13 protein-coding genes are annotated in these 17,234 nt (G+C 34.9%); 2 read left to right on the top strand and 11 right to left on the bottom strand.

Annotated elements, in window-relative coordinates; all coding sequences use genetic code 11:
• Positions 1 to 123 precede the first annotated feature (123 nt).
• Positions 124 to 2,679: a YhdP family protein gene (locus CHELV3228_RS01660; RefSeq protein WP_082199248.1), complete on the bottom strand. Its 2,556-nt coding sequence runs from the start codon at positions 2,677 to 2,679 to the stop codon at positions 124 to 126.
• On the opposite strand from CHELV3228_RS01660, the gene mltG reads away from it, so the two are divergent.
• Together mltG and CHELV3228_RS01650 are read left to right on the top strand one after the other, a co-directional pair.
• A complete protein-coding gene (gene mltG, locus CHELV3228_RS01655) occupies positions 2,594 to 3,589 on the top strand; it encodes an endolytic transglycosylase MltG (RefSeq protein WP_082199247.1) in 996 nt (331 codons plus the stop codon). The two genes, CHELV3228_RS01660 and mltG, sit on opposite strands and share 86 nt — an antisense overlap.
• 9 nt (positions 3,590 to 3,598) lie before the next feature.
• Positions 3,599 to 4,768, top strand: coding sequence for an MFS transporter (locus CHELV3228_RS01650; protein ID WP_172461470.1), 1,170 nt, complete (start codon positions 3,599 to 3,601; stop codon positions 4,766 to 4,768).
• Here CHELV3228_RS01650 and CHELV3228_RS01645 read toward each other — a convergent pair.
• The 10 genes from CHELV3228_RS01645 to rplI all read right to left on the bottom strand — a co-directional run bounded on the left by CHELV3228_RS01645 (position 4,765) and on the right by rplI (position 17,186).
• Positions 4,765 to 6,546 carry an aminopeptidase P family protein gene (locus CHELV3228_RS01645; protein ID WP_082199246.1) on the bottom strand — a complete coding sequence of 594 codons (1,782 nt, stop codon included), beginning with the start codon at positions 6,544 to 6,546 and terminating at the stop codon, positions 4,765 to 4,767. The two genes, CHELV3228_RS01650 and CHELV3228_RS01645, sit on opposite strands and share 4 nt — an antisense overlap.
• A 14-nt stretch (positions 6,547 to 6,560) precedes the next feature.
• On the bottom strand, positions 6,561 to 8,114 hold the full coding sequence (locus CHELV3228_RS01640; protein ID WP_082199245.1) for a peptide MFS transporter: 1,554 nt from the start codon (positions 8,112 to 8,114) through the stop codon (positions 6,561 to 6,563).
• Between the two features lie 107 nt (positions 8,115 to 8,221).
• Complete coding sequence (locus tag CHELV3228_RS01635; RefSeq protein WP_167562779.1) at positions 8,222 to 8,785, bottom strand: hypothetical protein; 564 nt, start codon at positions 8,783 to 8,785, stop codon at positions 8,222 to 8,224.
• Positions 8,760 to 9,860, bottom strand: coding sequence for a hypothetical protein (locus CHELV3228_RS01630; RefSeq protein ID WP_082199244.1), 1,101 nt, complete (start codon positions 9,858 to 9,860; stop codon positions 8,760 to 8,762). Before CHELV3228_RS01630 ends, CHELV3228_RS01635 begins: the two co-directional genes overlap by 26 nt.
• Positions 9,850 to 10,725, bottom strand: coding sequence for a GTPase Era (gene era / locus CHELV3228_RS01625; RefSeq protein WP_082199243.1), 876 nt, complete (start codon positions 10,723 to 10,725; stop codon positions 9,850 to 9,852). Before era ends, CHELV3228_RS01630 begins: the two co-directional genes overlap by 11 nt.
• On the bottom strand, positions 10,722 to 12,041 hold the full coding sequence (gene hslU / locus CHELV3228_RS01620) for an ATP-dependent protease ATPase subunit HslU (protein WP_082199242.1): 1,320 nt from the start codon (positions 12,039 to 12,041) through the stop codon (positions 10,722 to 10,724). Before hslU ends, era begins: the two co-directional genes overlap by 4 nt.
• Complete coding sequence (gene hslV, locus CHELV3228_RS01615) at positions 12,038 to 12,583, bottom strand: ATP-dependent protease subunit HslV (RefSeq protein WP_082199241.1); 546 nt, start codon at positions 12,581 to 12,583, stop codon at positions 12,038 to 12,040. The genes hslU and hslV overlap by 4 nt, the downstream gene beginning before the upstream one ends.
• Before the next feature lie 51 nt (positions 12,584 to 12,634).
• Positions 12,635 to 13,321, bottom strand: coding sequence for a restriction endonuclease subunit S (locus tag CHELV3228_RS10765; RefSeq protein ID WP_200806028.1), 687 nt, complete (start codon positions 13,319 to 13,321; stop codon positions 12,635 to 12,637).
• 8 nt (positions 13,322 to 13,329) lie between these two features.
• A complete protein-coding gene (locus CHELV3228_RS01605; RefSeq protein WP_082200723.1) occupies positions 13,330 to 16,521 on the bottom strand; it encodes an N-6 DNA methylase in 3,192 nt (1,063 codons plus the stop codon).
• Between the two features lie 218 nt (positions 16,522 to 16,739).
• Positions 16,740 to 17,186 (bottom strand): 50S ribosomal protein L9, encoded by a 447-nt coding sequence (rplI, locus tag CHELV3228_RS01600; protein WP_082199240.1) that lies wholly within the window; start codon positions 17,184 to 17,186, stop codon positions 16,740 to 16,742.
• Positions 17,187 to 17,234 lie beyond the last annotated feature (48 nt).

Raw genomic sequence — 17,234 nt, 5'->3', positions numbered from 1 at the left:
TCTTTTTCTCGTTGCAATCAATGCGATAGTTGACTGGTTCATTTTTTCCTCGTGTTAAAGATTTTATTTAGGTTTTATCTAAATTCTTGGCTATTTTCATTATTTTCCTTTTGAAGTCTTAGATTAATTAAATAAATTCATAGGTAGCTTTATGACATTTTTTATAAGATTAAATGGAGTTTTAAGCGTATCCGTAAGAATTTGTGTATTGAATTTAGGATTATCTATCGAGCCATTGACCTTGATGTTTGTGCTAATGACTTGCTTATCTCCCAAAACAACATAATTTAAAATCGGCACCTTAGAAATAGCATCGGACGCTGATTTTAAAGTTTTAAGCTCTAGGTTTAAATCAAGAGTATTAAGTCTTAAATTCGCACTCCCCAAACCAAACAAATCCACACTATCGCCTTCAAGATTTATCGCATCAAAACTCAGCAAATCTTTTTTGCGGTTAAATAAAACTTTGCCATTTTGTATATGCAAGCCCTTTTGATTGAAAGTTGGCGCTCTAAACATCACTAAAGACGGCACAGTATCGACAAAAGAAACAAGCTGATTAATTCCTTTTAAATCTTTAACATAAGTATTTTTAACTTCAAATTCTCCCTCAAAAAATTCATCGCCACTTCCCTCGACTTTTGCATTAAAAACTCCCTCCCTAAAAGCCTCTTTTTGTAAAAAGAGATTTAAAAATTCATCATCCATATTATTTACCACTAAATTTAATCTTTGGGGAGATTTATGAAAAGTTATTTGTGCTTTACCGCTACTCGCATTAGCATTGAGGACGGCTTTATTTAAAGAAGCTTCCAAACGCTCAAAATGTAAAGTTTTATTCATATCTAAAAGGATAACACCTACATTTGCTCCGCCGATTTTAATATTGTGCGGATTTGTCTCCAATGCAAAACTCTTTTCACTTTCTCCCTTTTCATAAAGAAAGGTGAGATTTTTAAGATGAATTTCTTTTATATTTGGCGTAAAACTTGCACTAATTAAATTACTCTTTGAATCAAGCGTTAAATTTCCTCCCAAACTTCGAATTTCAAAACTATCCTGAGTATAAGGGCTTTTGCCATTAATCAAAAAGCGTTTTTCAAAACTTGCATTATTAATACTCAAATTAAAATCCACAAAATTCGCACTCTTATAACGCAAATGCTTAATATCACTTAGCCCCACACTTTTTGCCGCACTAAAATAAGGCATAAAAGTTTTTAAATTCTCCAAATTTGCTTCCAAACCCTCGCTAAAATTTAAATGTGCGTTCCACGCTGGGATATCAAGTTTTACAGCCTCTTTAAAGTCTAGAAGAAGCTTTACGCTTTGATTTCTCATATCAAAATAATCTTCATAATAAAGCCTAGTAAGCTGGGTATCAAACACGCCATTTTTTTGCTCTAAATCAATATTTGCTTTTAAATTTGCATTTAAAAAGCTGTTGCTAACTCCGTTTGCGTCAATGTTAAGTTTGCCATTATCAAACTGCACTAAAGCGGAATTTAAATTAAAGTCCGCCAAAGAAAGTGTGGCATTTGCTAAAGTTAAATTCCCCTTATAAAAAACTTTTGCATCTTTATGAAAGCCTATCTTAAGCTCCACAAATCCGCTCGTTTTGCCACTTTTTTGATAAAAAGGTAGAGAAAATTCATAATTTTTTAAAGCATTAGCCAATTTTTCGTCAAAAATCATCCCACCCGTTTTAATCAAAAGGTAAATTCCTGCTTTTTTGGAATTTAACAAATCATACAAATATACCTTGCTTCCGTTTAGATTTGCCCCATTATAATTCGCCCTAGCAAAATTTAAATCAAGCTTTTGTTTAGAAAAATTGATTTTAAGGCTAGGAATTTTAATCGGTGTGATTTTCTCATCCAAACGCACCGAAACATTTTTAGCAAAACCCTGTGCCTTAATCTCGTCTAAATAATACTCCCCCCTAGCAAAGTCCGCAAAACCCTCTAAAAAATCTAAATGATAAAACTCCGCCTTAGCCCTTTTAAAAATCCACAAATCAAGCTCTTCTGGTAATTTAACCTTTGCTCTTGTGTGCTTGGCAATCGTGTCGATATTTTTAATATTAATATTCTCGATTTTATAAGAAAGCTGCCCTTCTTTGTAAGAAAGTGTGGTATTAAAATCCAAAAAAGAAGAATTTGCCCCCGCCTTTAAATGATAAAATTCGCTTTTCGTGTTGATACTTAGGTCTCCAACCATATCAACGCCGTATTCTTTTAAAAAGAGTTTTTGAATTTGTGCTTTAAGCTCATCGTTTTCGTGCTTTAAACTAAGCTTTAAAAAAAATAAATCCCCATCGATAAAAAATTCATTTCCATTAAAATAAATTTGTGCTTTATGTTCGCCAAAAGTGAGATTTTCTATATTTATCTCCTCAACAAGAGCGTAAAGGTATTTTAAATTTTCTGCAATTTTTATAAGTTCTTTAGAAACGATAGTTTGGCTGGTTTCATTAGAATTTGTGGAGGCATTATTTTCATTGACTACGATATTTTTTGCTCTAAGTATTAGTTTTTTATCCATTTTTATATATAATTGCTCCAATTTTAAAAAATCAAATTGGACACTTGGTATGGAAATTCCGTTTTTAAGCACCAAAAATGCGATAAATATTAATCCTAAAATTCCTAATGTAAAGTATAAAATTTTCTTTTTCATACGCAACTTCTTTTTAATTTTTACCTTAGGACTTGGCTTTTATCTCATCCAACCACTGCCTAGCAACTCCGTGGTTTATATCCCTAAAGGCTCTGTGGGGCAAATTATAGCACATTTAAAGCAAAATCATTACAAATTAACATCGATTGATAAATATATTCTCTTTTTGCTAGGACACCCACAATCAGGCTGGATAAATATAGGCACAAAACCTCTAAATAGAGCCGAATTTTTACATAAACTTACCATTTCAAAGGCTGCCCTACAAACGCTAACCCTAATCCCGGGCGAAACTAGCATTGTTTTTTTAGAATTTGCAGCACAAAAACTTAATTTAGACAAAAACAAGCTTTTAGCGGAATTTAAAAAACAAGCCTCTTACGAAGAGGGCGTGTTTTACCCAGAAACTTATAAAATACCAAAGGGCATAACGGAAGATTTACTCATACAAATTCTTCTTTCTTACGCACAAGCTCATTATAAAAAAACGGCGGAGAAAATTTTTGGTGAGTATAATCCTAAAAAATGGCATCAATATGTCATCACAGCCTCAGTCATTCAAAAAGAAGCCGCAAGTGAAGAAGAAATGCCCGTAGTCGCAAGTGTGATTTACAACAGACTTAAGATAGGTATGAAACTGCAAATGGATGGAACTTTAAACTATGGAACTTACTCACATACCAAAATCACGCCTCAAAGGATAAGAGAGGATAATAGCCCTTATAATACCTACAAATTTGAAGGTTTGCCTAAAGAAGCTGTGTGTAATGTCTCACTTGCTGCGATTCGTGCGGCGATTTTCCCACAAAAAACAAATTATTTATATTTTATGCGAGATAAAAAAACGGGTAAGCATATTTTTACTACAAATTTAAACGAACACAATCAAGTCATTAAACAGCAACGATAAAGGTGCATAATGTTTCAAATTCAAAAAAAGATTTTTTGGCTCAATTTCTTCATCGTTGTCATCATAGCCTTTAATCTTCGCGCACCCATTACTTCAATGGGTCCTATGATAGATGTTATCGCAGATTTTTATACGCTCAATTCTACCTTAGCGGGGGCTTTGACCGCGTTGCCCCTTGTAGCTTTTGGGACCATTTCTTTCATCGTGGGCTATTTTTCCCCACTTAGAGCTATTATAGGTGCTTTATTTTTGATTGTATTAGGGGAATTAATCCGCTCTTACGCTGGAATTTCGGGGCTTTTTGGCGGAATGTTTTTGCTAGGTTGCGGCATAGCTTTTGCTAATGTTTTGCTTCCAAGTTTTATAAAAGAAAAATTTCCTAATAAAATTTCCTCACTTATGGGAATTTATAGCCTTGTTTTAAGCATTTCCTCTATATTTGGTATCGCCTTTGCAACGCCTCTTTTGAAATTTTTTGCCGTGCCTGAAGCTATGGCTTTTTGGGCTATTTTTGCTTTGATTGCACTCGTTGCTTACTATCCTCAAATGAAAAATGGCAGAATTAAACGCAAAAAAAGTAAAAATACTCTCAAAATCAAACTTTACGCCCACAAAACCGCTTGGAAAATCACGCTTTTTATGGGGACACAGAGTTTTTTAGCTTATGCTTTATTTTTTTGGTATGTGCAATTTATCGTAGAAAAAGGCTTTGATAAAGACTTTGCCACAAATGCCGTTTTATTAGCCCAGCTTGTAGCCTTGCCCATTTCTCTTTTTGGACCTTTGCTTTTGGGAAAACTTCCCCTAAGGCTTCATACACCTTATGTCGCTAGTTTGTGTGCGTTATATGTCATCGCCTTTTTCATACTATATGCTTTTGATAGTGCTTTTATGGTGCTTTTGAGTGCTTTTCTTATAGGAATTCCTTGGGGCGGTGTTTTTGGTATAGCCTTACTCTTCATCGCTCAAAAAAGTCAAAATGCCAAAATCGCCACAAAACTCTCCGCTTTCGCACAAGGTTGTGGCTATTTAATCGCTGCGCAAGCTCCTTGGATTATCGGCTTACTACACGATATTTTTCACACTTTTTCTTGGGGAATTTTACTTTTGGTTTTTGTTGGTATAGGCGTTAATATCTTTGGATACCTCGCCTATAAGGCTGAAAAAATAGCCCCTTAAATGGTCTGGGTTCTATCCTCAAGCCATTTTAACGCTTTAAAATCATCTTTAAGATATGGGGCAAGTTTTTCTCTAACTTCTTTATGATAGGCATTAAGCCACTTTTTTTCTTTTTCATCAAGTAAAGTTATATCAATACAACTTAGCTCAAAAGGGCAAAGTGTAACGGGTCTAAAATATAAAAATTCTCCAAAAGATGAATTTTTAGGATTTTTTACTTTCGTATTAATAACCAAATTTTCAAGCCTCACGCCCCATTTACCCACTTTATAAATTCCTGGCTCTATGGAGGTGAGCATACCCTCCTTGGCTTTCATTTTTTCAAGAACCGGAGCAAAATAAGACAGCACCTGAGGACCCTCATGAACATTTAAAAAATACCCTACTCCGTGTCCTGTGCCGTGGATGTAATCAAGCTGTTCTTCCCACAATGGCATTCTAGTAATGGAATCAAGCAAAGGCATCGCGATGTCTTTAGGAAAAATCGCCCTAGAAATTGCGATATGAGCCTTTAAGACTAAAGTATAATCGTGAATTTGCTCTTTTTCCAACTTACCCACAGGCACAACCCTAGTGATGTCAGTCGTGCCATTTTTGTATTGAGCGCCTGAGTCAATGAGTAAAAAACCATCGCCCTCAATCTTTAAACAATTTTCCTTACTTGCTTTATAATGTGGAAAAGCACCATTAGCTTTAAAAGCTGCTATGGTCGCAAAGCTATTGCTCACATAATACTCGCTTCTAGCCCTAAACTCAGTAATCTTAATGTCAATATCCACCTCATCGATACTCTCACCCCTTACCAAAGCCTCTTGCAGCCAAGCAAAAAAGCGGCATAAAGCCACACCATCTTCAATCATAGCCCTTTCAATGTGAGAAATTTCTTTTGCACTTTTTATGGCTTTTAAATATGTGCTAGGGTTGATTTCCTCCACAAGTTTTACACTGGAATTTAAAGATTCTATAAGTAAAGCAGTCATTTTACTAGGCTCAATTAATAAAGTCGTATTTTCTAAATTTTTAAGCTCGTCAATCACACTTTCATAAGGCTTTAAAATAATCCCCTCATTTTCAAGTTCCAACCTTAAAAAATGTGCTATTTTTCCCTCATCAACAAAAAGCAAAACCTCGCTTTGCTTTATCAATAAATGGCTTAAAAAGACAGGATTATACTCCACATCACCGCCCCTTAAATTTGTAAGATAAGCAATGTCATCAAGACTTGAGATAAGGTGATTTTCCGCACCTAGCTCACGCATTTTTTCTCTTACAAGAGCGATTTTTTCCTTAGTGCTTAAAGAATAATACTCTTTTTCGTGAGCATAAATTTGCACCTTTGGTAAGCTTGGACGATTTTCCCAAAGAGTAGCGATTAAATCACAATGTTTAAGTGTGCAAAAATTTTCCAATTCTTTCTTAAGAGCCAAATTTAATACAGCAAAATCGCAACCCAAAATTTGATTTTTATCCAAATTTTTCTTAAGCCAATTTTGAAAAGTATTTTCCTTATCTTGCTTTTGTAAAACTATGCCACTTCCCTCGAGTTCTTTTTCTGCCTGTAGCCAATACCTACCATCAACCCATAAATAAGCCTCTTTTTGCGTAAAAAGTAAGGTCCCCACAGAACCCTTAAAGCCACTTAAATAATCCTTTACCTTATAATAATCGCTTAAATATTCACTCAAATGTGGGTCGGCATTTACCACAAGATACGCGTCTAGATAACTATTTTGCATAGCCTCGCGTAAATTTTTTACTCTTTTTGCAAATTCATTCATCATTTTTTCCAAAATTAATTTTCTAATTTTTTAATAAATTTTTTAAGGATTAAAAGCACCACAGCCACGGCAAATAAAATCCAAACACATTGATAAAATAAATCAGGCAAAGAAGCCAAATTTTCCTCATTTGCGTGTCCGCCTATAAGCCCTGCTAAAACATTTCCCACAGAAATGCTAACAAACCATAATCCCATAACTTGCGACTTGATAAGCTTAGGCGCAATTCTTGTCATTATGGACAAACCCACAGGCGAAAGGCAAAGTTCTCCTAAGGTTAAAAATAAAAAGCTTCCCACCAACCACCAAGGAGACGCCAAAATGGCACTTCCACTTGCCACAGCACTCACAGCATTTTCCGCTCCGCCGTTATTTGAAATAATGCCACTAGCAGCAAAAGCCATAATCAAAAAGCCCACACCAGCACCAATTAACCCTAAAGAAAATTTGGTCAAAGAAGAAAGTTCAAATTTTCTTTTTGCTAAAAATACCCAAATCGCTCCCACAACAGGTGCTAAAAGTATGATAAAAAGGGAGTTTATAGACTGAAACCAAACGGTTGGAATTTCATAACCAAAAGCGACCTTATTTGTAAGCTTGTCGGCAAAGAAATTATATGTAGTATATTGTTGCTCAAATACCGACCAAAACACAGCAGCAGCAAAAAATAGCACCACAAAAACAATTAAATTTTTCTTTTCATCTTTAGTTAAAGAAGCCAAAAAGAAAAGGTAAAGAAAATAAAGTCCCGCACACCACAAAATTATCATAGTCATACTTTCTGCGATGGCAACGGGATTAAGATTTATAATCCCTCCCATACCCAAAATAGCAAAGCCCACAAGGGCAACCAAAAATATAACAATCACATAAATGGCATTTTTATTACGCACCGTAGGTTTGTCCCAAGCTTCGCTCATTCCCACCTTTTCATCAAATTCCTTAAAGTCAGGTACAGCCTTAAATGCGAAAATACAAAGAGCTATCAGCATACCAATGCCCCCTGCGCCAAATCCCAAATGCCAACCATACTGAGTTTGCAAAAAGCCTGTTACCAAAGGGGCTATAAAACCGCCGATATTAATCCCCATATAAAAAATAGTAAAACCAGAATCCCTTCTTGCATCCTTTTTATCATACATCATACCTACCATAACTGAAGAGCAAGTTTTAAAAAGTCCCGTCCCAATCACAATCAAAGCAAGTCCAACAAAAAACAAAGGGGAAATAAAATAGGATAAAGCGATACTTAAATGCCCCAAAGCAATGATAACGCAGCCGATAAACACAGCCTTTTTTTGCCCCAAGTAATTATCCGCTAACCAGCCACCGGGCAAAGCAGCAAGATAAATGCATCCTCCAAAAATACCAGCAATCGCAGAAGCCTCTTCCTTACTCATACCAAGTCCTCCGCTAAGCAAAGTCGCTGTCATAAAAAGCACAAGTAAAGGACGGATACCATAAAAAGAAAATCGCTCCCAAAGTTCAGTCGCCGATAAAGCAAAAAGTGGTTTAGGGTGTCCTAGAAATGCCTTATCAATTTTTTGATGGTTTATTTCTTGTTGCATAAGCTCCCTTTTGTTAAAGAAATTTCTTTAATTGTAGTATAAAATTGTAGATTTTAGTAACATTTCTAAGTAAATTTATTTTAAGTTGTTACGATTTTACATTTTTATCATTTTAAAGATACAAATTTCAAATCCAAATGAAGGCTTAAATTTAAACCCTTTGTATTTTGGAATTCTATGCTCTCAAATGCAAAAATAAAGTCCAAATTTTCAAGCTCTTTAATAAATAATAAAAGTTTGGGAAATTCCCCACTCAATTCTAAATTCAACCGAAAAATTTGAAAATGCTCGTGTGTATTGTGAGAACTTTTAAGATTTTTAATTAATAAATTATGCTTTTTGCTTAAATTTTCTATGCTTTTTAGATAATCTTCATAATTTTTTACAAGATAAGAATTTTCATTTTTATGATTTTCCAAAATCAAATTTTGCCTTAAAACACTTTGGTTTAACTCATTTTCTAAGCTTTTCAAATGTAAAATTTGCCTTTTATTTTCGTTTAAAAGCGAAGAATCAAAATGCGTATTTTGCTCAAAAAAATCTTGAAAAACCGCCTCATAGGTCTTAAACGCAACAAATACTCCCAAAATAGATAATAAAATAAGGGCTAAAATTTTTTCCCTTAAAGCTAAATTTTCTAAACGCTCAAGCAAGATTAAACTCCAAAACAAGCTCTAAATTTTCCCTACTTAAAACCTTAAATTTAAGCGCATTACTAAAGAAATTAAGCGCTTTTTCAAACTGCACTTCCTCACTAAAAACAAGCTTAATGACATTATCATTTAAAGATAAAAAGATGATTTTAATTTCATTTTGATTAAGAAGTTTAAAAAGCGTAAAAATGGTGTTAAATTTATCTTTTTTTGGATTTATTTCAGTCTTTAAAGCCTCGGTAAATTCTTCATTTTGCTTGATTAAAAGTGTATTATTTTGATGTGTGAAATTTAAATCTTTAACACTTTTTTTAAGAAAGGAAAGCTCTAAATTTAAGGCATTTAATTGTTCTTTTAAGGAAGCATTATTTTGCAAGATGAGGCGGTTTTCTTTATATTTTGGATAATCTCGCACAAGTAAAAAAGCTAAACTTATCAAAAAAGCACCAAAAAATGCCCCAAATCCCACAAAAATAGGCTTTAAATTCAGCTCATTTTTCTTAATAAAATCCACCTCGCTAGGAAAATGGCAAAGAAGGCAAAGTTCATTTTGTGGCTCATCCTTTAATAAACTTTCCATTTTTAAGTGCTTGTGGTATTGAGTAAGCCACGCTCCAAAACCAAAATTATCATTTACACTTAATACCAAATCATTTTGCATTAAATGCTCTAAAATTCCATAATTTTGAAAATATTCCTCCCTATTTTCCTTTAAACTTAAATCTTTCAAACCAAACTGCGGCAAATTTTTAAGCCCTATAAAATGTGTTTTTTCAAAATAGCTCACAAAGCTAAAATTTTCTCCAAAAAACACAACACAAAATTTTTTCTCTTTAACAAATTTAGGATAGAGTGCGCTAAAAATAAGTGGCTGAGGATAAACACTTTCTTTTTTGTCCAAATTTTTAATGTGCGTTAAGAAAATGTGAGCATTTTCATTTTCTCTAAAAACGCTCATTTGATACTCAAAAGCGTTGTTTAAATGCAGCTCTTCCACAGCATTTTCAAAAAGCACATCGTTTTCTAAATTTGCACTTTTTTTCACATAAAAAAGCTCGTCAAAGCTTATAAATTCACGCTTTTTACTCTTCATACTCTAGCATTTTTTTTAAAAAAAGCTCATCTTTTTGCCAATTTTTCTTAACAACAACAAAAAGCTTTAAAAGCACCTTTTTTTGCACTAATTTTTCTATTTTAATCCTTGCATTTTTGCCTATTCTCTTAAGGGTTGCGCCCTCTTTTCCTACTATCATCATTTTGTGTGAATTTGTATCTGTGATGATTTGCGCGTGGATAATGAGAATTTGAGGCTTTTCCTTTACGCTTTGCATTAAAACCTCGCTACAATAAGGCAATTCTTCGCTCAAATTCTCATACAAACTTTCCAAAATAAAATCTCTAAAAAGCTCTTTTTCGCTACTTGGAGTTAAAAATTCACTATCATAAAAATGCGAATGCTTAGGAAGTAATTTTACAATTTCTTCCAAAAGTGCTTTTTTATAAGTTTTTTGTTTCGCAGAATAAGGCAAAATAGCCTCAAAATGACTGCTAAATTTCGCATATTCTTGTAATTTTTGAAGCACTTCTTCGTTTTTAGCCAAATCGACCTTATTAAGCACCACAATATGCGGAATTTTAGGCTTTAACGCAAGGAATTTTTCATAATCACTCACATCATCAAAAACACTCGCCACAAAAACGATTACATCACAATCCCCCATAGCCTTTATCGCACTTTGAATTAAAAGCTGATTAAGCACGGCTTTGCTTTCGTGAAGTCCGGGCGTGTCTATGAAGATGAGTTGATTTTGCCCTTGCATTACTATGGCTTTGATTTTGCGCCTCGTGGCATTTTGTTTGTGAGAAACGAGGGCTATTTTTTCTTCAAGTAAAGAATTAATAAGAGTGCTTTTACCTGCGTTTGTGCGTCCTATGAGGCTTATAAAGCCACTTCTCACAAAATATACCTTGCTAAGTCTTTATTTTCTACGATTGAGCTTAATTTCTCTTCGACCATTTTTTTATCTACAATGAATTTTTTACCCGCATACTCATCGGCTTCGTAACTTAAATTCTCAAGCAATTTTTCAATCACCGTGTGCAATCTTCTCGCACCGATGTCTTGCATTTCTTCATTTGCCCTTGAAGCGATTTTAGCAATTTCTCTTATCGCCTCATCTTCAAATTCTAATGTTAAATTTTCAGTTTTTAAAAGCTCTATATATTGCTTTAAAAGCGAATTTTTAGGACGGGTTAAAATCGCATATAAAGCCTCATCATCAAGACTATCAAGCTCCACTCTTAAGGGAAAGCGTCCTTGAAGCTCTGGGATTAAATCGCTTGGCTTACTAAGATGAAAAGCTCCCGCCGCGATGAAAAGGATATGGTCGGTTTTTAAAACTCCAAGTTTTGTTTGCACACTTGAGCCTTCCACGATGGGAAGCAAGTCCCTTTGAACGCCCTCTTTACTAGGGTCTTGACGATTAGAATTTGCACTTGAAACGGCGATTTTATCTATCTCATCGATAAAGATAATCCCCTCATTTTCCACGCGTCTTAAAGCCTCACTCTTAATATTTTCCGTATCTAAAATTTTATCACTTGCTTCGCTTTTTAGGGTATTTCTAGCGTCCTTTATCTTCATTTCTTTTTTGACTTTTTTACTACCCACACCGATGACCTTTACCATATCTTGCATAGCACTCATTTCAGGTGGTAAATTTGGATTCGTATCAAACATACTTTGCGAAATTTCAAGCTCTATCACACTCTCATCTAAATCGCCATTTTTAAGCTTAACTCGCATTTTTTCTAGGCTATTTTTATACTCTTCTTGCTTTTCTTCACTCACGCCTTTTGGTAGGGGTGGTAAAAGTTTTTCTAAAATTTTATCCTCAATATAAGCGTCAATTTTATCTTGATTTTTCTCCCTTTGCTCATTTTTGACTAAATTTAAAGCCGCATTTGCAAGGTCTCTTACCATACTTTCTACATCACGCCCCACAAAGCCCACTTCTGTATATTTACTCGCTTCGATTTTTATAAAAGGAAAGCCCATCATTTTCGCCAAACGCCTTGCGATTTCCGTTTTGCCCACACCAGTTGAGCCTATCATCAAAATATTTTTAGGCATTATGTCATCTTGAAGCTCAGGGCTTAATTTCATTCTGCGGTAGCGGTTTCTTAGTGCTATGGCGATGATTTTTTTCGCATTTTTTTGCCCTATCACATAATCATCTAAAAATTTAACAATTTCTTTAGGGGTTAAATTCATTTTTCATCCTCAATTACATAAGTTTTAATGTTGGTATTTGTATAAACACAAATTTCTCCAGCTATCGTTAAGCTTGATTTAACCAGCTCTTCTTCGTCTAAATTTTGGGCGTGTTTTTGTAAGGCTCTAGCCGCTGAAAGAGCGTAATTTCCTCCGCTTCCTATGGCTGCGATTTGCCCGTCTTCTGGCTCTACCACATCACCCGTGCCAGAAAGTAAAAAAATATGCTCTCTATCAAGCACAAGCATCATAGCCTCGAGCTTTCTTAGATACTTATCCTTACGCCATTCCTTAGAAAAATCAATCGCCGCTTTAAGCAAATCGCCCTTCGCACTTTGGAGCAAATTCTCAAACATATCAAAAAGATTAAAAGCATCAGCCGTGCTACCCGCAAAGCCTGCCAAAACCTTGCCATTATTAAGTTTTCGAATTTTAATGGCATTGCCCTTGAGTATGGTATTGCCAAAGCTTACTTGTCCATCACCACCAATGACAGATTTATTTTTACCTTTATAAGCTAGTATCGTTGTAGCGTGAAACATCATTTATCCTTAATCAAAATGAAGATTATAAACCAAATTATTTAACGCTTCTTAAATTCCACTCTCTAAAAAGGATGTTAAAATTTCTGCTTTTTTAGACTCTAAATTTTCCATCAAAAGCTCAAAATTTTCAATTCTCATTTCCAGCTTTTCAATAGTTTGAATGATGTTTTCCTGTGCGGCGAGGGGCGGGAGGGGGATTTTTACACTTTTGACTAAATCAATCTTTAGGTTTTCCACTACCATTCCACTAGCTTTTTCTTTAAATTGTTTTTGCGTGTCGCTTGAGATTAAAGCATAATATAAAAATTCCTTGCTAATTGTCCTATCTATATTTGATAAAAGCAACCAACCATCGTGTATGCAACCATCTATTTTTAAGATATAAGGTCTGCCTATACTCATTGAGTTTGACAAAATAAAATCCCCAACCTTAACAAATTTTGATTTTTCTGCTCCTTGTGGAGTAATTTTTTCTTTTGTTTGTGTGATATATTTTGCATTGTCTGCCACATCGCCGATTTTAATCCAATTAATCCCATTAGAATCTTGCGTTAAAAATTCATTGATAGGCCTAGGCGATGCTCCCCTTGAGATGTTTGCGATTTCTTGTAATTTTTTTGTATCCCAGCCTTGTTTTGGTGGGGTGGGGATAGAATCTAAAAGGGCTTTAAAATCTAAGGTGTTATTGTTATCAAAATCTAGCTTAGATTCTAGCTCTTGGATAGAATCTAGCAAGGAAGCAATTAAGCGGCTAGTTGCCCCCCGATAGATTCATCACTAGCTACAATGCCGCATTTGACTAAAATCGCACGAATTAACTCTTGGTATTTTTCTATGCTCATTCTTATGGTGTTATATTGCTCTTCTACCTTTTCACATTCTGCTACGATTTGCTTTTGGATTTCTAGGGGTGGTAGGGGGATTTTTGTATTTTTAACTGAAGAAAGTTTTATAAAAGGCTGGGCAGAGCCAGATTTTTCCCAAAAATTTTCATTATTAACTAGATAAAATGCAAACTTAGAAATAACTTTTTCTTTATCAGTTTTTATTGTAATAGTGTTTTTAATAGCCGTCCATTTTCCAATAGCAAAAAAACATTTCCCACATCTAGCACCAATGGCGGATAATATAATTGCCTCTTCATCATTTTCAAAAAAATCAATTTTGCCATCTTGTCCGCTTGCCGAGTATGCAAGATATTTCCCATCATTCTTATATATTGATTTTGTTAGATTTGTATTACCCCAATCAATTTTTGCAACTTCCCCTAACTTTACCAACTCAAATTTACAATTTTCAAAAGGATTCTGTGCCTTGCCCTCGCCTTGTGAATTGATAGGATTTAGACTTATAGCCTTATTAAAATCCACTTTGCTAAAGTCTAGCATATCTATGAGTTTTGCCTTAAAAGCATAGGAGCTTAAATCTTGTGGGATAGGATTAGAGATTTCTAAAAATGCTTGGCGGATAAGGTAGGCTAGTTTGTTTTCATTTTGCGGATTATCCCTTTCAAAAAGGGGGCTAAGGTAGGGACTATGTAGCTCTTTTAAGCCTTCATCGCCTTTGCGATTACTCCACTCATAGCCTAAGAATTTTTTCTGCTCTTTGTTATCACTTGGGGCTTTGATGATGATAGGGGCTTGATTGAGAGCTAGAGAGAAATAGAGTAATTTATCTTTTTCTATCGCTCTTGCGTAAGCTAAAAAGGCGTTGTGTATCAAGGTGTCTTTGTCTTTAGAATCTTTGTAGGCTTTAGAATCTAGCAGCTTTTTATACTCGCTTGTTTCTTTAAAGGCGGCGTGGTATTCTTTAAAGGTATCTAGCTCTAAAAGCTGTGTTGTGCTTTTAGCGTTTTTACTATTTTGCACCCCTACGCCCTGCACCCACCCAAATGGATAAGATTCTAAACTCCCATTTAAAAAGCTCTCATACTCCCCTTTATCAAAGCCCCTAAAATCACAATACGCATTAAATGCGTTTATGTAGTCTTTATAAGGCTCATTTTGTGATAAATGTCCGCTTTCTATGTAGTTTTTGATATTGCTATAATCTTGCGAAATGGTTGCGTTTTCTGGTGTGAAGCTGTCCTTTTTGCGTAAGAATAAAATAATGGTATTTGTGCCTGTCGCTCCAAAAGTCCCGCTGCCTAGCTCCACGATAGCGATGAAGTCAAAATTGATAAGCAATATCTCTCTTGTGCTTTTATAAATGCCATCTTTGTTTAAAATAGAGCTTGGTAGGATAATGGCGGCTTTGGCATTGTCTCTTAAAAGCTGATTTGCCCTCTCTATGAAAAAGCATTCAATGGCGTTATTTGTCTCTATATTTATCTCATTAGTAAAAAGTGTGTAGGTTTTTTTGGATTTAGCACTTAAGGTCTCTAAAAAGCCCTTGACAGAGTAAGGGGGATTAGCGATAAGTAAATCAAAGCTGTGGTTATTGATTTGGGGCTTTTGCTTATTTCCGCTGTCTGTTTTGGGATTTTCTAGCTCGTGTGTGGCAAGGGCGTCTGCATAAAGGATATTGATTTCATTTTGTCCATACATTGCAGAAGAAACTTTTGCGACTTTACTTAGGCGGTATTCTTTCTCAATGCCATAAATTTGTTTGTAATGCTCTTGTAAATCCTGCGTGGCGTAGCGTTTAAGCTCATTTGCATAAGTGTTTAGAAAATGCCCAGCCCCACAAGCAAAGTCAAGCACTTTTAAAGGCTTAGAACTTAGCATAGAATCTAGCGGTAAGGCATACATAATAAACTCACAAATTTGAATCGGGGTGAAAAACTGCCCTTCATCTTGCTTCATACCCTTTTGTAAAAAAAGCTCAAAAAGATTGCCTAAGAATTGATTGGTGGAATTTTGCGTGAGTTTGTAGGGAGAAAAAAGCTCGATGATTTCTTTTAGCACTAGGGCGTTTTGTAAGAAAAGCTCTTTATTATGCACTTCTAAAAAGGCAAAGTCGTTGTTGGAGTAGAATTTAAGCTCTTTGATATGCTTTTGTATTTGTGCTTTTAAATCTGTTGCGTGGAGTTTTTTAAAGGCTTTTTCTATATCATCATTAGAGACAAAGGTAATTTCTTCGCCTAAAAATTCACTCATCGCTTCTTTGTAAAGGAGCATTAGCCTATCTTGCATACTCGCATAAGTATCTGCCATAACGCCAAAATAGCCAAATTTGAGATTGTTTTTATTAAAGCTTTCATCATAGATTTTACAAAGAAAGATATTTACAAGTTTATCAAAGGCATTTTCTTTGCCTGAAATATTATGTTTGCGTAAAATCTTAGCAAACTCGTGGTATTTACCCTCTTCTTTTAGCTCTTGTAGATTAGAAAAAGTGGGGGTTAGCTCTAGAATCTTATAGGCATTCACATCATTTTCAAAAATGCCTTGCGTGAAAAATTGCAATTCATAGCTCTCTTTCCATACTGCAAAAAGCTCGGTGTTATTACTTGCTTTTTTATAGGATTTTTCTAGCTCGTTTTCTTGCAAGTATTCGTCATTATCAAAGGCTTGGATAATGTAGTTTTGATATTTTATGCTTTTAGATTCTGCTTCTAAATCGCTGGTGTAAAGGCATAGGAATTTTGTAGCTTTTTCTTGCTGAAAATAGCTAAAAAGCTGCCCGCCATTTTCCTGCATCCTGCTCCACTCTTTGCTAAATTCCACCCCTGCGGTTTTGCACTCTATGATGAGATAGGGGGCATTTTTATTATCACGCACTAAAATATCAGCTTTCCCACTTTTTGCTTCTCTGCCTAGCTGCCACTTTGGTTCTAGCTCTAAAGACTCTGCTTTATAGCCCTTTTCTAATAATCTATGCACGCATTCAAAGACGACAAAATTTTCAGGGTGAGAGAAGTTTGAAGTCGTGGTGTCGTGTATCTTTATGCCTTGTGGATAGATAAGCTGTTGGCTAGCAAAATCTACTTGCATTAAGTAGGAATTTATGGTTTTTGTATAGATATTTGCATTTTTAGATTCTAGCTTTTTGCCCTCCCCTTTGAATTTGTCGTTTATGGGTTCATAGCTAATCTTTTGCGCGACGAAATCCACTTCTATTTTTGCGTTGTTTGTGTAGCTTTTTGTATAAATCTGCCCTTTTGGCTTAAAATTTAAAATTTCTAAGACTTCTTTTAGGTTGTCTTTGGTTATCACTTCTGTGCCTTGACTTCTAGCTTAAATTCCGCGTGAATTGCGTGTCCTAGCTTTACGCTGATAGTATGCAAACCTAGATTTTTAATTGTCTCACACTCTAAACTTTTCTTGTCTAGCTCGATACTTGTTTGATTTTTAAGGGCTTGAGCGATATCTTCTTTTGTAACCCCACCAAACAAACTACCATTTGCCCCCACAGGCTTAGAAATTGTAAGCGTAACTTTGGCAAGTTCGCTTTTAAGCTTTTCCAAATTTGCAAGTTCAAAACGCAAATTTTCCGCTTCTTTTTTCTTATCACTTTCATATTTTCTTAAAACTTCAGTTGTAGCGGCTTTAGCAAAACCCTTAGCGATGAGAAAATTCTGCCCATAGCCGTCCTTGACTTCCTTGACCTCTCCAGCCTTTCCTAGACTTTTAACATCTTTGATTAATAATACCTTCATCATTTTTCCTTAACAAATAAATGAATTTTAACGCAAATTTATAAACAA

Origin of the sequence: Campylobacter helveticus, assembly GCF_002080395.1 — a bacterium.
Lineage (GTDB): Bacteria > Campylobacterota > Campylobacteria > Campylobacterales > Campylobacteraceae > Campylobacter_D > Campylobacter_D helveticus.
Note: the sequence above shows the minus strand (reverse complement) of the source record. Positions and strands in the feature narration are given on the sequence as shown.

Bases quoted from the DNA above. Each gene is read 5' to 3' on its own strand.
- CHELV3228_RS01645 (WP_082199246.1), bottom strand. From the start codon at position 6,546: ATGAATGAATTTGCAAAAAGAGTAAAAAATTTACGCGAGGCTATGCAA.
- mltG (WP_082199247.1), top strand. From the start codon at position 2,594: ATGGAAATTCCGTTTTTAAGCACCAAAAATGCGATAAATATTAATCCT.
- CHELV3228_RS01605 (WP_082200723.1), bottom strand. From the start codon at position 16,521: ATGCAAGTAGATTTTGCTAGCCAACAGCTTATCTATCCACAAGGCATA.
- CHELV3228_RS01660 (WP_082199248.1), bottom strand. From the start codon at position 2,679: ATGAAAAAGAAAATTTTATACTTTACATTAGGAATTTTAGGATTAATA.
- CHELV3228_RS01650 (WP_172461470.1), top strand. From the start codon at position 3,599: ATGTTTCAAATTCAAAAAAAGATTTTTTGGCTCAATTTCTTCATCGTT.
- CHELV3228_RS01630 (WP_082199244.1), bottom strand. From the start codon at position 9,860: ATGAAGAGTAAAAAGCGTGAATTTATAAGCTTTGACGAGCTTTTTTAT.
- rplI (WP_082199240.1), bottom strand. From the start codon at position 17,186: ATGAAGGTATTATTAATCAAAGATGTTAAAAGTCTAGGAAAGGCTGGA.
- CHELV3228_RS01640 (WP_082199245.1), bottom strand. From the start codon at position 8,114: ATGCAACAAGAAATAAACCATCAAAAAATTGATAAGGCATTTCTAGGA.
- hslU (WP_082199242.1), bottom strand. From the start codon at position 12,041: ATGAATTTAACCCCTAAAGAAATTGTTAAATTTTTAGATGATTATGTG.
- hslV (WP_082199241.1), bottom strand. From the start codon at position 12,583: ATGTTTCACGCTACAACGATACTAGCTTATAAAGGTAAAAATAAATCT.